12 protein-coding genes are annotated in these 14,034 nt (G+C 41.7%); 6 read left to right on the top strand and 6 right to left on the bottom strand.

All coding sequences use genetic code 11. The features are described 5' to 3' along the window. Positions 1–424 precede the first annotated feature (424 nt). Positions 425–1,744, bottom strand: a complete 1,320-nt coding sequence (locus tag M886_RS11990; RefSeq protein ID WP_011035009.1) for a hypothetical protein — start codon at positions 1,742–1,744, stop codon at positions 425–427. Positions 1,745–2,261: 517 nt separating this feature from the next. Here M886_RS11990 and M886_RS11985 point away from each other — a divergent pair. Beyond that, positions 2,262–2,468, top strand: a complete 207-nt coding sequence (locus tag M886_RS11985) for a hypothetical protein (protein ID WP_011035010.1) — start codon at positions 2,262–2,264, stop codon at positions 2,466–2,468. Positions 2,469–2,801: 333 nt separating this feature from the next. Here M886_RS11985 and M886_RS11980 read toward each other — a convergent pair whose 3' ends face one another. Next, the gene (locus M886_RS11980) at positions 2,802–4,655 is read right to left on the bottom strand and encodes a M3 family oligoendopeptidase (protein WP_048051242.1); all 1,854 of its coding nucleotides are present in this window, start codon (positions 4,653–4,655) and stop codon (positions 2,802–2,804) included. Positions 4,656–5,063: 408 nt separating this feature from the next. Here M886_RS11980 and M886_RS11975 point away from each other — a divergent pair, with 408 nt between their 5' ends. Next, positions 5,064–5,273: a hypothetical protein gene (locus M886_RS11975; protein WP_048038627.1), complete on the top strand. Its 210-nt coding sequence runs from the start codon at positions 5,064–5,066 to the stop codon at positions 5,271–5,273. A 275-nt stretch (positions 5,274–5,548) separates the two neighbouring features. Beyond that, entirely contained in the window at positions 5,549–6,841 is a 1,293-nt protein-coding gene (locus M886_RS11970; protein ID WP_048051727.1) for a Fic family protein, read from the top strand. Between the two features lie 262 nt (positions 6,842–7,103). Here the strand turns inward: M886_RS11970 and M886_RS11965 are convergent, their stop codons facing one another. Beyond that, complete coding sequence (locus M886_RS11965; protein ID WP_230626531.1) at positions 7,104–7,622, bottom strand: protein-tyrosine phosphatase family protein; 519 nt, start codon at positions 7,620–7,622, stop codon at positions 7,104–7,106. 113 nt (positions 7,623–7,735) lie between these two features. Here M886_RS11965 and M886_RS11960 point away from each other — a divergent pair, with 113 nt between their 5' ends. The 3 genes from M886_RS11960 to M886_RS11945 all read left to right on the top strand — a co-directional run bounded on the left by M886_RS11960 (position 7,736) and on the right by M886_RS11945 (position 11,704). After that, positions 7,736–8,155, top strand: a complete 420-nt coding sequence (locus M886_RS11960) for a MarR family winged helix-turn-helix transcriptional regulator (RefSeq protein WP_011035015.1) — start codon at positions 7,736–7,738, stop codon at positions 8,153–8,155. A gap of 197 nt (positions 8,156–8,352) precedes the next feature. Continuing rightward, complete coding sequence (lon, locus tag M886_RS11955) at positions 8,353–10,740, top strand: endopeptidase La (protein WP_048051240.1); 2,388 nt, start codon at positions 8,353–8,355, stop codon at positions 10,738–10,740. A gap of 280 nt (positions 10,741–11,020) precedes the next feature. Continuing rightward, positions 11,021–11,704, top strand: a complete 684-nt coding sequence (locus M886_RS11945) for a flavodoxin family protein (RefSeq protein ID WP_048051238.1) — start codon at positions 11,021–11,023, stop codon at positions 11,702–11,704. 87 nt (positions 11,705–11,791) lie between these two features. Here M886_RS11945 and M886_RS11940 read toward each other — a convergent pair whose 3' ends face one another. From M886_RS11940 to M886_RS11930, 3 genes are all read right to left on the bottom strand, one after another. Then, positions 11,792–12,175 (bottom strand): type II toxin-antitoxin system VapC family toxin, encoded by a 384-nt coding sequence (locus tag M886_RS11940; protein WP_048043231.1) that lies wholly within the window; start codon positions 12,173–12,175, stop codon positions 11,792–11,794. After that, entirely contained in the window at positions 12,172–12,390 is a 219-nt protein-coding gene (locus tag M886_RS11935; RefSeq protein ID WP_048043230.1) for an antitoxin VapB family protein, read from the bottom strand. Before M886_RS11935 ends, M886_RS11940 begins: the two co-directional genes overlap by 4 nt. Positions 12,391–12,463: 73 nt before the next feature. Further along, a complete protein-coding gene (locus M886_RS11930) occupies positions 12,464–13,678 on the bottom strand; it encodes a multidrug effflux MFS transporter (protein ID WP_048051237.1) in 1,215 nt (404 codons plus the stop codon). Positions 13,679–14,034 lie beyond the last annotated feature (356 nt).

Here is a 14,034-nt window from a genome sequence, read left to right as displayed (position 1 = left end):
CTATAATGAGTTTCTATAGGAGTATTTATAGCGCATATTTATAACGAGTCTATATAACGAACTTTTATATGAGTCTCTACATGAGTTTCTATAATGAATCTGAGTTTCTATAATGAATCTCGATAATGAGACTCTCTATCGCATCCGGTCCGAGAGTATTTGCAAACCTGGGAATATAAGCTTTTTTGAATCAGAAATTACTTTTTGCGTCGATTCTGAATTCTTTAAGGCTGGCATAAAGACTGAAAAGGAGTAAAAGAATCACAGAAAAGAACCACAGAAAAGAATCATAGAAAAAGAATCACAGAAAAAGAATCACAGAAGATAAAAATAGTTAACCGGAGAATATTCGGTTATTTTCCGGTCAATATCCGATTATTTTCCAGTTATCAACGCAGGAACTATCAGTCTCCGAAGAAAAAAATTAAGCGGCTGAAGTATTCCCTGTTTCCGTGACAGAGCCAGCCTGAGAACTGAAAGCCCACCACTCGCTCTTCTTGCCTTCCACGCCTTCGGAACCGGAAGCCCAGACACGCCAGCGGTACTGATTTACGCCTTCATCAAACTCGAAGGAGTAGCTGATCCCTGGTATGCCTGAGACCACATCGGACCTGGAGGATTCCGAAAGCCACTTACCTGTGCTTGAATCATATGAGTCGATTTCTACAGAATAACTTACCGCGCCTGAAACTGTTTTCCATTTGAGTGTAGCCTGTGCCGTAGAATTATCGAACACTTCTCCGTTTGCAGGGGAGACCTGCTCCGGAACACTGACAGCAGAAGGAGAAGGTGATGTGGAAGGTTCTTCGACATATACCATTTTGCTGGCACTGACACTACCTGCCTCATTCGTAGCTATCAGGGTATAGGTGGTAGTTTTTTCCGGAAATATACGCTGGCTTCCTGTAAGGCTTACAGGCCCTATCCTCTGGTCTATGGAAATATCAGCAGCTTCGGAAACGTTCCAGGTGAGGTTGGAACTCTCTCCTTTCGCAATGACATCAGGGTCTGCGTTAAAAGAAACGATAGAAGGCAGATCCTTTTGAGCCTGTTCTTCTTCCGGGGCTGGCAGATTATCAGCCGGAGGTAAAGCCTTCTCTTCAGAAGGTACTGTTTTCTCTTCAGGAGGCAGAGGGCTTTCTTCAACTGTGACCGTGCAATAAGCCACATCTTCTTTATCACCATTTGAAGCTGTAAGCTTATATGAAGTGGTGGCCGTGGGGGACACATTCAATGTTCCGGCAGGTTCCAGAGTCCCTATATCAGGCTCTATGGTAACGTTTGAGACCCCTGAAACATGCCAGTTCAGGACAGCCCTTTCTCCAGGGCTTATGGAGTCTGGACTTGCGTCAAAAGAACTGATAAGCAGGTCCTGTTCTTCAACCGTGACAGTGCACATGGCTACTTTTTCTTTTCCATCTCCCGTAGCTATCAATTTGTAAGTTGTTGTTTCAGAAGGAAATACTGAAAGTGACCCGCTTGAATTAACAGCCCCGAGATCCGGTTCTATAGTAACGTTATCAGCGCCTGAAACTTCCCAGCTTAAAACGGAAGATTCTCCCGGTTCGATAATATCAGGGCCAGCATCAAAAAAACTGATTCCCACAGCCGATGCAGGGAACAGGACTTTAAAAGCGATGGCTATGCTCAGGATGGTACCGAGCAATTTTATCGCTTCTGGTAACGATTTCCATAAGGTCTTGGCATTTTCCAATACTGATTTTTTATTATCCTTCTCGTCCATAAACCGACTCCGAAAACCTGCAAATGAGCATACCTGGTCAATTGTTACTGAAAAATAATTTGTATCAAAGAGAAAAAGCGTATTCAGATCTCTACTCAAGATTAAGTTTTTATAATTATTTTCGACTCCGGTTTTTCAAAATAATGCCTGAACTGATATTTTGATTAAAACATCCAGAATCCTCTTTCAAAACCGTAACTGACGCTTCACACTCTGCAGGTTCTTAATTTTACATTTTGTAGCTGGCAAAGACTATAACAATGGTTTAATATTACAATATATATTAATTTTCGCTTATAATTGGAAAGAAATAAGAAAGAGTTCCCTGCAGAACCGGATAATTATATCACCAAACAATTACATCATTTTTTAGATATGTTTTATATAAATTGCTTATACAGGCCTGTTAAAATCAGTGGCTACTAAAGAAGGTCATGCTGTAATATTTCTGTGCTGTAATATTTATATCTATACTCGCTAATGTATGGTATAAAACAGATGATAAGAGAGGAAATTTATGAGCTATAAAAAAACACATGGAGTTCCAGCACTATTCTCTTTCTTCATCCCCGGCCTGGGACAGCTTGTAAAAGGACATGTCTCCAAGGCGGTGGGAATATGGGCAGCCCTGATATTCAGTGCATTCATGAGTGTGATCGGGATTGGACTTTTGATGGGGATGGTCATCTGGGTTGCACAGATTTATGATGCATATAATTCATGATGAATAAGGGCCTGAAAAACGGGTAAAAAGAACTTAAATAATAAAAATAGAAGTTAAAAGAGCCTGAATAAAACAAATAAAGTAAATAAAGTAAATTAAATTAAGTAAATAAAAAAATAAAACAAAATAAAACAAAATAAAAGAAAACGCTCATGATATTCTTGGAATAACATGCCCAAAAAATGAAAGTATCTGGAAGTACTTTCATGCCAAATAAAAGAAAATAAGAGAAAAATAAAGTAAATTACTTCCCTATGGCCGGATTTAATCTAATAATTCTTATTTTTGATTATTCGGTCCATTTCCAGCTTATCCAATTTCCAGCTTATCCAGTTATTTCGGCTCAGTCTGTTTTTCCAGCATACTCAACTCCCGAATCCGTAACTTCACGATATCCACAGCGTCTTCAAAGAGCTGCCTGTTAATTTCGATCCCGAAGTATTTTTTGAGTTTTTCTTCAGGCGGCATTGTCGAACCTGCGGAAAGGTAGACAATGTAATTTTTGTTGAAGGTCTCCGGTTTTTCTTTATATTGTTTGAAGAGAGCGAGAGTTATTGCTTTTGAAATTGCGTAATTAAAAGTATAGTAGTTATTTGTAAGGAAAATGTGGTTAATATAGGTCCATTCCGCAGAATCTTCAGCATAATACTCAATGGATTCGCTCCTGTACTCTTTAGAGAGGGCTGTCCATAGGGCATTGAGTTCAGCTCCGCTGGCTTTCCCTTTTTCAGCGCATAACTGGTGAGCTTTATATTCGAATTCCGTGATCATGGGCTGGCGGGTAAAATAATTCTGGTACTCGCCTATGTGCTGGGCAAGCACGGCAACTGCTGTCTCCTTATCGGAATTTTCAATGATATAATCAACAAAAAGTTCTTCGTTGAAAGTGGAAGGAACCTCCATTTCGTAGATCTGGCCTGAACAGTAGAGATAGTCTACGGAATTACCCATCAGGTAGTCGTTAATCCCATGCCCCAGTTCGTGAGTAAGGGTCTTCTGGTCGCTGATTATGCCATTATAATTCATAAAAATCAGAGCCGGAGACTTCAGGGCACAGAGCCCGTAACAATAACCCCCTGGCTGTTTTCCGTTCTCCGGGTCAGGATATACGTCTATGAAATCTCCTGTTACCATTTTCAAGAAAATCTCATTAAAAAGGGGGTCCATCCCGGAATAGGATTTCTGGACCTCCTGCACGGCATCCGTATAAGTATAACTTTTAGAACTTTTAGCAGGCTGGTCCGTCAGTTGCAGCATAAGGTCATACGGCCTGAGTTTTTCAAGCCCGAGCTTTGTCCTCCTGAACTCGTTATATTCCTCAAAAACATCTTTTCTTTCCTTGAAAACCGCATTCATATCATCAACCTGTTTTTTCGTGAGGTAAAAGTTGTACAGGCTGGATTCGTAAGAGTCAGCATATTTCAGCTCCCTTGCAGCAAGGTCGTCAAGCCGGGATTTTTCGGAATAAAGAGATGCCATTGAGCTGGACTCGTCTATAAGGTGGTAAAACCTCTTATCATAACACCTTTTTCTGTTTTCCCGGCTCTGGTCTGTTGAAAGCAGGGTATTGTAGGACTGGGAATTAACCTGAAACTCCTCCCCGTTCTCAAGGGTTATGCCGCCTGCCATGGTGACTTCATTTGTGATCCTTGAAAGCGCCTCGGTCTCCAGTTTCATGCGCTTGTTTTCTATCTCTGCCAGACGCACAGCCTGGGCTTCATTAACCGGCCTGTGTTCCATAAACCTCATATAATTTGCTTCAAGGTAAGCCCGATACGGCTCAAGTCCGGGATCTTCGGAAAAGAGCTGGTCCCATTCTTCTTTATTGAGCGAGGTCAGTTTCACGGCTGCAAATGCACTCGATTTTTTATGTTCAGTAACCAGGTCCTGAGATTCCGCGAGGAGAGAATTAAAAAACTGTTCATTCACGTTTTTAGTGAGCTGAGTATATGCGTAAATATAGAGAACGTCAATAGATTTTGAAAACTCCTTTTCAGTTTCCAGGTAATCAAGTAATACCGACCCGGAAAGTTTCTCAAATTCCTGGCGGAAAGTCTGGTTTATTTCTTTGGATCCCTTTTTTAACGTCTCAAGCTTTTCCAAGGCATCTCCTGTGCTGTTGAAAAGATAGGAATCATTCCATTCCGTAGTAAGCTCTTCAGGATTAAGCTCTTTATTTTGTCCCATTATACTCTGCCCCTAATAATTATCAACTATTGCTGTTAACATGATGCACTATGAATATGACACGTGTGACTGAGAGTATATACGAACTAATTCATATTAATCTGGTGTCTACGGACTAATTCATATTTATATGCTGTCCATAACCTTATGTCCAAAAAGTATTTTAAAATGAAATCAAAACCTTAAATTAATAACGCAGGCTTGCTGAGTACAGGTTAAAATCTACGATTTTATACGTGATTTAGACACATGACTTAAAAGAGAAAGGCTCTTCAGGTCATTATTTATACCGGTTCTCTCATTAAGTGTTTAAAGAAAGATGAGTTCTTAAAAAGATGAGTTCTTAAAAAGATGAGTTCTTAAAAAGATGAGTTCTTAAAAAGATGAGTTCTTAAAAAGATGAGTTCTATGAACTATTGTAAAAGAACACATGGAGTTCCCGCCTTATTTTCTTTTTTCGTGCCCGGTCTGGGGCAGCTTGTAAAAGGAGATCTTTTCAAGGCACTTTGCATCTGGATAGCCTTTGCGGTTACCGGAGCCATGCATATCATCAGGACCGGATTTTTAATATGGACAATTATATGGATCTGGCAGCTTTATGATGCGTATAATGCCTGAAAAGTAAGTAGTAAAATCTGAAAAGGATAAATAAGTGTATAGTAAAGTAGCTTGCTTAGCTATACACTAAACTCTTTATTGAAACTAAATAATAAACACCTTTTTTGTTAATTCTCTTTAATCGTTTTTATTGGTTTATTTCAAGGCTTTAAACTACGGTTTTAAGATCACTATCTATCACTATCTATCAAAATCTATCAAATTGATAGAAATAAATATATGAAATAAACTAACAATATCTATCAATATCTATCAAATTGATAAAAGCTGATATCATGAAAATCCCTGTAGTTCCTGAATTTTCAAAAGAAGCCCTTGAAAGTGCTGGAAAATTTCTGCACGATGGTCAAATAGAAGAGATAACTCACAGATATAACGAGAGATATCTGCACTGGGAGGAATTGAAACACAGAAAACTTCCTCTGGACCCTGTTACTGTATGGAACCTGATGAAATTGTCCAGAGAATTAAAAGCAAAATCCATAAAATTTGGGGACTGGGTTTTCAAGTATAATCTGATAGATGAGTTTCAGGAAAAACTTCATATCCTTGATAAATCCGCAGCAGGAAATCTTCTTAGCAGCCTTGAAGCCCTGCAGGATAACAGGAGAAAATACATTATCAGTTCCTTAATGGAAGAAGCAATAGCTTCAAGCCAGATTGAAGGGGCAGCAACCACAAGGGAAATCGCAAAAAGGATGCTTCAGGAGGACAGGAAACCAAAAAGTAAGGACGAAAAAATGATTGTAAATAATTACGATACAGTAAAGCACATCATGAATTTAAAAAAAGAAGCCATCACCCCTGAAAAAATTCTTGAAATCCACAGAATGATCACGAATGGAACGCTTGAAAAGCCCGAATACGAAGGCAGTTTCAGAGAAACCAATGAGATTGCCGTTTATTCTCAAGATAGGACACTGCTTCATAGACCCGTGGAATACACCAAAGTCCCTGAACTGGTTAATCAATTGTGTGATTTTGCCAGTAGCAAGGATAAAGAGTTCATACACCCCGTGATTAAAGGGATAATCATCCATTTCCTTGTCGGATATATCCACCCGTTCAACGACGGAAACGGCAGGACTGCAAGAGCTCTTTTTTACTGGTATCTTCTCAAAAATGATTACTGGCTTTTTGAGTATATGGCAGTTTCAAGAGTAATAAACAGTTCAAAGAAACAGTATCGAAATGCCTATCTTTACACAGAATCCGACAGAACCCCCAACGATTCCGGAGATCTCACATACTTCATCAAATACAACCTGGACTGCATAAAAAAAGCCCTTGATGATACCCTTGAGTATCTGGAAAGAAAACAAAAAGAGCAGGTTCAAGCCCTGAAAATCATTACAGAATCCGGAAATCTTACTTTAAGGCAGGCAGAAATCCTCAAACAGTTCTTGAAGAAACCTGAAAAACCAGTCACAATTAAAGAAATAGTAACCACTTACAGCGTGGCATATGCTACAGCCAGAAGTGACCTTTTCCGGCTGGAAGAACTGGGGTATGTTGAAAAACGGAAGGCAGGAAAGGAGTTTATTTTCGTATACAAGAGAGCTTATTGAGTTTCTATTCTCTGGGTGGTTTGTTCTCAGAATCTATCAAAGTCTATCAGAATCTATCAGAATCTATCAGAATCTATCAAATTGATAGAAAATACCTGATTTTAAGATGCTGAATTAGCAAGCTCAGACTTTCCAGCCAGAATTTTGGAGTGCTTGCCACTAAAAGCTCTCGAAAAAACACTCATCTCAAATTCTATCATAATTCATTAAAAACCCATCGAACAAATCTTAAAATTTTAGTTAGTATTTTCGTATCTTTCAGTTAGTATTTTCGTACCATTTCTCCCTGCCATTCAGTCTCCGGCCACCCTCCAAAGCCTCTATGCATATTTATTTCATCAAGATAGTCCAGTACCTCACCAGCCGAAAACCCGAGGTCCCTGAGTACACATCCGAGAACTGTGCCTGTCCTGCCTATGCCTCCCATGCAGTGGACAACAATACCTTCTCCTTCATCCATTTTACTTCTTATAACGGCAGTCGCCTGTCTGATAAGCCGCTCTTCTCTTTCAGGGTCCTCAGGGTCATAACCATGATAAAGGTCTTCCAGTTCTTCAGAGAACAGCACTTTGAGTGGGTAGGGGTCGTAATTAACCTCTGAACTGCTGAGGCAGACCACGTTTGAAAAACCAGCTTCACCAATTTTCTCCCACGGCGTGGACTTCCCCGGGCGGGACATGCCAGCAAGAAGAACAGGCTCTTTAAGTACAACATACAAGTTCAGTGGAATTCGGATACCTTCTATTGAAGGCATTTCCTTTGGGCTCAACAAAGAGGGCATAATGATAGGAGTATGAGAAGGAGAGATATAGATTTTCATTAATTGCTAATTTAGCTGCCATGACCAAAAACTATTTAATTAGGTAATGCCTAACTAACAACCCAGATCCAGACATGACGGCGAAAAAAGAGCATTTGTTCATAGTCTTTGAAAACCTGATCAAAATCAAAAGCGAGTGCTCTTGTGAGATCTTCTCTGAATGTGGGATATCCGATATCACTGTAAAGCAGATCGGATATCTGAAAGCCATTGATGAGCATGGAGAAGTAACGTTCAGCAGGCTTGCGAAAATCACAAAGAACTCGAAGCCGACCATCACGGAGATGGTCAACAAATTTGTCAGGATGGAATGCGTGTACAGGGAAAAATGTCCTGAGGATGGCAGAATTTTTTACATCCGCCTGACTGAAAAAGGGCAAAGGATAGCCCGGGCAGAAGAGAGTTCTTTATTAAGGGTTATAGAAAAAATGGCAGAATCTCTCAATGAAAAAGAGATTGAGACCCTGATCAGGATTCTGGGAAAGGTACGGTAATTTTTTTTGTCCGGCCAGATAGTTAGGTTAATTCAAACTAAATAAATCATGATGATCATATTGCCGAAATACCTGTAAAATCGAAGCAACAGAAGCAACAGAAGCAACAGAAGCAACAGAAGCAACTGAACTATTGAATAACCGGGACTGCTGAAACGACCAAGACAACATTTTGATAATAATTGAGACGATAGACAATGTATTCAGAACAAACCTATGGTAACAGAGAGAGCCTTGTGATGCCTCTCTTTGATATAGTGGTTTATCCTCGGAGCCGGGCAAAATTCCTGGCTGATAAAATAACCGGAGAAATACTCCTTAATGAAATGAAAAACTCCGAATCCGTTTATGCGGTTGGGCTGACAGTAAAAAGCGAAACTAAACCTTCGGAGATGTCGGAAGACAGCCTGTATAAAATTGGAAACCTGCTCAAAATCGGATATGTTCAGCCTGCTGACGACGGGTATCTCGTCATTGCAAAGGCTATCCAGAGAGTGGAGGCTGTTTCCGTACACAGAAGAAACGGGCTTTTTTATACTACATTCAGGCCTGTTCCTGATATTCCTGACCTTGACGAGGATATCCAGACAGAAATGATGGGAAATATCAAAAAAACAGTCCGTGAGATCAGCAGCCGCTTCCAGAGTTCTGAGCAGTTTACCAGGCCCATCGAGAAGATGGATTCCATTGACCAGCTTATCGGATATGTCATGCCGTATATGCCGATAAAACTTGAAGAAAAACAGGATCTTCTGGAAACCGTTTCTGTCCGTGAAAGGTATCTTACTTTCCTTGAGATTCTGGTAAAGCAGAAAGAAAATATTAATTTCCAGATGGAAATGGCAAAAAAAGTTACCGATAAGATTACCAAATCGAACCGTGAAGCCATGCTGCGTGAGCAGCTTAAGATGATTCAGGAAGAGCTTAACGGTGGCGACGATTCCGCGTCCGGAGAGGCAAATTACCGGGACAGGATAGAAAACTCGAAGATGCCTGAAGAAGTGAAAAAGAAGGCACTCTCAGAGCTTAAGAAACTTGAAACCGGAGGACCGCACAACCCTGAAAGCTCTGTCATCAGGAATTACCTGGACCTCATGCTTGACCTCCCTTGGGTAACCGAAGAAAAGAAGAGCATAGACATTGCCGAAGCCCGCCGTGTGCTTGAAAACAACCATAACGGGCTTGAAAAGGTGAAGGAAAGGATAATCCAGCACCTTGCGGTAATGAAACTGAAACAGGAAAAACAGGGCTCAATCCTTCTCCTTACGGGACCTCCTGGAACCGGTAAAACCAGTCTGGGAAAGAGTATTGCAGATGCCCTTGGAAGGCAGTATGTCAGAGCAAGCCTCGGCGGTGTTAAAGATGAAGCCGAAATCAGAGGTCACAGGCGGACATATGTTGGAGCCCTCCCGGGAAGGATTATCCAGGGAATGAGAAAGGCGGGCACTAAAAACCCGGTCTTCATCCTTGATGAAATCGACAAGCTTTCAGCTTCTTACTCCGGAGACCCGGCAAGCGCCCTTCTCGAAGTCCTTGACCCTGAGCAGAACAGCACGTTCTCTGACCACTATCTGGAAGTCCCGTATGACCTGTCAGATGTACTGTTCATTGCCACTGCAAACTCCGTGGCGAGCATCCCCTGGCCGCTCCTTGACAGGATGGAGACAATTGAAATTTCGGGCTACACTAAAAACGAAAAACTTGCAATTGCAAAAGACCACCTGCTGCCCAGCATACTGGAAGACCACGGTCTTGATACCGATAAACTCCAGATCGAAGATGAAGCCCTGAAGGTGATCATTGACAAATACACCAGGGAAGCAGGAGTCCGCGGGCTTAAAAAGCAGCTGGCGAAGACTGCAAGGTTTGTGTCCGAAAAGATTGTGTCAGGAAAGGTCGACCTTCCTTATCTTGTCAAAGCCGACATGCTAAAAGAGATTCTCGGAAAAGAGATAATCAGGCAGGAAGAAGCCAGAAAAGAGAACGTTCCCGGAGTTGTAACAGGGCTTGCCTGGACTCCTGTAGGAGGAGACATTCTCTTCATAGAAGGCACATTCATGCCCGGAACCGGAAAGCTTACACTTACAGGCCAGCTGGGGGATGTGATGAAAGAGTCTGCACAGATCTCCATGAGCCTGGCAAGGTCAAGGCTTGCAAATGTCGCAAAAGGTTTTGATTTTATTGCAAGCGATGTCCACATCCACGTGCCTTCAGGTGCAACCCCCAAGGACGGGCCTTCGGCAGGTGTAACCCTCTTTACTGCCCTTACGTCCCTGATCACCGGCAAAGCGGTTGACCCGAAACTTGCGATGACAGGAGAAATCACACTTAGCGGTGCGGTAATGCCTGTAGGCGGCATAAAAGAAAAGGTTCTTGCAGCCCACAGGGCAGGCATAAAGAAAGTAATCCTGCCAAAAGAAAACGAAAGGGACCTTGAGGACGTACCGGAAGAAGTCAGAAACGAGCTCAGGTTTGTTCCTGTAGAGACCATTGAAGAAGTCCTGAAAGAAGCTCTGGACCTTGACCTCCCAAGGCCGGTAGTTTCATTTTCAGGAAACTGTTTCACACCTGCACAGAATATTTAAAACCTGCAGGCAAGGATAGTATACGGCCTGCCAGTACCGTAACTATCCACTTCTTTATTTTTCAAAGTCACCATGAAAATGTCATGGAAAATTCTCTTTTTCTGTAAGTTCTCTTTCTGTAAATTCTCATTCTGTAAATTCTCTTTCTGTAAATTCTCTTTTCCTGCATTAACCCGTTTAAAATTCACCTGTTCTTTTGATTAAACTCAGAAAAACTGATTGTAGATGAAATCATATCATTAAAAACCTGATTAAAAGGGAGGAAATCAGAGGTAAAATCATGAAAGTGACAGCAATAAACGGAAGTCCTCGCAGGACATGGAACACTGCTACCCTGCTTGAGAAAGCTCTTGAAGGGGCATCCTCAGAGGGTGCGGAAACGGAAATGATCCATCTTTATGACCTTGATTTCAAAGGATGCATAAGTTGCTTTGCCTGCAAATTAAGGGACGGAAAAAGCTATGGAAAATGCGCAATGCAGGACGATCTGACACCTGTGCTGGAGCAGCTGGAAGACGCCGATGCCGTAATACTCGGATCACCCATTTACCTTGGAAACTCTACAGGCGAAATGAGGTCATTCATGGAACGCTACATATTCCCGTACCTCGTCTACTCTGATGAGCCTCTCACGCTCTATCCGAGAAATATCCCTGTAGGTTTTATCTACACTATGGGGGCAAAGGAAGAATTCTTCGATATGTTTGGACTCAGAACAACTATTGGATTAAATGAAAACCTTGCAAAGAGAATTTTCGGAGATTCAGCATCACTGTGCAGCACCGATACCTACCAGTTTGATGACTACTCAAAATATGTGGCGGACAGGTTTGATCCCGAAGAGAAAGCAAAAAGGCGAAAAGAAGTGTTCCCTCAGGACTGTGAGAAAGCTTTTGAAATGGGTTCAAGGTTTGTGAAACGGCAAAAAGATCTGGAAGCACGGGATAAAAGCAGTAAAGTTTGAGCTGTTTTATCAAGTTAAACAGATTTTAATCGCGATCAGTGGTTCAGGCATGAAAATGAAGGGAAAGCGGTTCATAAAAAATGCAAATTAGTAGACTAAAACTTCCAGATCGGAAACTTTCCCGATGCTGATAAAATTTTTATCCCTGGAAACAATTTTTTCTGCTCCGTTTACCACAGCTATGCCTGCTATAAGGACGTCCACGCTGTTTACCGGAGTACCAATGCTCAGCAGCCTGCCCATTATACTACCTGCTTCCTCCGCAGCTTTTAGATTGAAGTCCAGTATATCGATTTCGGAAAAGAACCTTCTGAAGAACTGTTCTTCTTTTCTGGCTTTTCTATGTTTGACCCCTGAGAGAATTTCATAGTAAGTTATAACAGTAGTTGTTACATCGTTATCCATGAATTCACGGGTCTTTTCTACACCTTTGAAATAATCGACAAGGGCGCTGGTGTCAAGTATTATCATATTCTGAGCCTCGACAGTTCCCTCATTTTCCTGGAATCCTCAGCCAGCCCTTCAAGAAGGTCATCATTTTCCAGGGCTCCGAAATAAACTGACAGATCTTTTTTTTCCTTTTTCAACAGTCGATCAATAGTATCGCTGAAACTTTCCCCTTCCCTTTTTGCATTTTTTAACATGTCATAGGTATTATCCCGAATTGAGATAGTCTTCGTACCCATGTATCTGTGTATGCATACACAGAAATAAAGTTCTATGGTTTTGCAGAAATAATATTTTATAGTTTGTTTTTTTTCAGGCAGCCCCTTTGATTCCTTTTTTCTGCAAAATAAACCACGCGGCAAGCACCATGGCTCCGCAGCTCAGAGCAATTATCCCCAGTACTGAAATCTTATCCGCCCATTCAAGGGAAATAAACCACATACCCACAGCCCCGAGAGTAAAATAGCAAAAGATCATCAGAGAAGAAGCTGAGCCTGCATCACGGTCCACCTGCTCGAGCACGAGATTATTGCTTGGGGGACGGCTCAGGCCAAGGGAAAACGTGATTAAAAACATGGGTAGAGCAAAACTCCATGGACCGTGTTGTCCTGTGAGAAGGAGAAAAAACCCGCCCAGGAAAACACCGGCAAATCCTATGGTCATGAGACGCTTTGAGCTGATGCTTCCCGTCAACCGGAGGCATGAAAAGGAACCGATCATCAGGGCGAGGGCATTGAAGGCAAAGAAGTAGCTGTATTTTTGTTCGCTCAGGCCGAACTCGTTAACGTAAATTGCAGAAGAGCCTGCAATAAAGCTGTAAAGGGGAAAAAGGCTGGCTGACATCACAAGAACCATGACAATATAGGAAGGGTTGAGAAGCAGACGACCGTAGCTGTGCATCATCCGCGACAGGGGTACATCCGAGACCTCAGAAAGCGTTTCGGGAAAGCGGAGGACTCCAGTAATCCCTATTACTCCCATAACTGCCTGAATAAAGAAGATCCAGGGCCAGGAAAAGTCCGCAAGTATCCACCCGCCAAGTACAGGAGCGATCATAGGTGCAAGGGCCATTATAATTGCAATGTAGGCGAGAATTCTTTCCCTTTCCTGTCCTGAGAAGATGTCTTTTGTCATTGCCATGGAGAGGGATGAACTGGCAGCAGCTCCTGCAGCCTGCAGCATCCGGAAGCCTATAAGCATGGAAGCACTCGTTGCAAGGGCACAGAGCAGGCTTGCCACTATATACACAAAAAGCCCGGCAAGCAAAGGACGGCGGCGGCCAAAGCGGTCAGAAATAGGGCCGTAAAAGAGCAGGAAAAATCCGTAGGTTATGAAAAAACAGACCAGGATCAGGTTGATTACGGATAGAGGCTGGTCCCAGGTCCTGGCAAGGGACGGGACTGCGGGCAGGATCATGTCCGTCGACAGTGCTGGAAAAGCGGTTAAAAGAGCCAGAAGCGGCAGAGTCCCCCTCAGGTTTCCTTTTAAATTTTCATTGGAACTATCTGTTTTTTTATGGGAAAGCATAGTAATCCTTTTTGGTTTTCTATTTTAAAAGTTATTACAAACACTATTATAAACAATTATTATTGAAGTCGTTACAAACAATTTTGGTAAGCAATATTACAAACAATTATAATAAGCAGTTATAACAAGCACTATTAAAAATAATTCTAAAAGCAGTTATACCAAACATATTACGAAAATTTATTACAAATTTTATTAATTTCAGATGGTTACATATGTAACCAATGAGGATGATAATCGAAAGAATTGAGTTGTATATAACAGTTGCGAAGGCAAAGATAAAAACCGATGAATATTGAAAAACTGTTGTTTTAAATTTAAAAAACTTAACATGGTAAGCATGAAAAACGTGAGAA

Origin of the sequence: Methanosarcina soligelidi (genome assembly GCF_000744315.1) — an archaeon.
GTDB lineage: Archaea > Halobacteriota > Methanosarcinia > Methanosarcinales > Methanosarcinaceae > Methanosarcina > Methanosarcina mazei.
This window is presented reverse-complemented; position numbering and strand designations above follow the sequence as displayed.

What these genes read in the sequence shown, in the direction of transcription:
- M886_RS11990 (WP_011035009.1), bottom strand. Translation starts at nt 1,744, where the DNA reads ATGGACGAGAAGGATAATAAAAAATCAGTATTGGAAAATGCCAAGACC.
- M886_RS11985 (WP_011035010.1), top strand. Translation starts at nt 2,262, where the DNA reads ATGAGCTATAAAAAAACACATGGAGTTCCAGCACTATTCTCTTTCTTC.
- M886_RS11980 (WP_048051242.1), bottom strand. Translation starts at nt 4,655, where the DNA reads ATGGGACAAAATAAAGAGCTTAATCCTGAAGAGCTTACTACGGAATGG.
- M886_RS11975 (WP_048038627.1), top strand. Translation starts at nt 5,064, where the DNA reads ATGAACTATTGTAAAAGAACACATGGAGTTCCCGCCTTATTTTCTTTT.
- M886_RS11970 (WP_048051727.1), top strand. Translation starts at nt 5,549, where the DNA reads ATGAAAATCCCTGTAGTTCCTGAATTTTCAAAAGAAGCCCTTGAAAGT.
- M886_RS11965 (WP_230626531.1), bottom strand. Translation starts at nt 7,622, where the DNA reads ATGCCCTCTTTGTTGAGCCCAAAGGAAATGCCTTCAATAGAAGGTATC.
- M886_RS11960 (WP_011035015.1), top strand. Translation starts at nt 7,736, where the DNA reads ATGACGGCGAAAAAAGAGCATTTGTTCATAGTCTTTGAAAACCTGATC.
- lon (WP_048051240.1), top strand. Translation starts at nt 8,353, where the DNA reads ATGTATTCAGAACAAACCTATGGTAACAGAGAGAGCCTTGTGATGCCT.
- M886_RS11945 (WP_048051238.1), top strand. Translation starts at nt 11,021, where the DNA reads ATGAAAGTGACAGCAATAAACGGAAGTCCTCGCAGGACATGGAACACT.
- M886_RS11940 (WP_048043231.1), bottom strand. Translation starts at nt 12,175, where the DNA reads ATGATAATACTTGACACCAGCGCCCTTGTCGATTATTTCAAAGGTGTA.
- M886_RS11935 (WP_048043230.1), bottom strand. Translation starts at nt 12,390, where the DNA reads ATGGGTACGAAGACTATCTCAATTCGGGATAATACCTATGACATGTTA.
- M886_RS11930 (WP_048051237.1), bottom strand. Translation starts at nt 13,678, where the DNA reads ATGCTTTCCCATAAAAAAACAGATAGTTCCAATGAAAATTTAAAAGGA.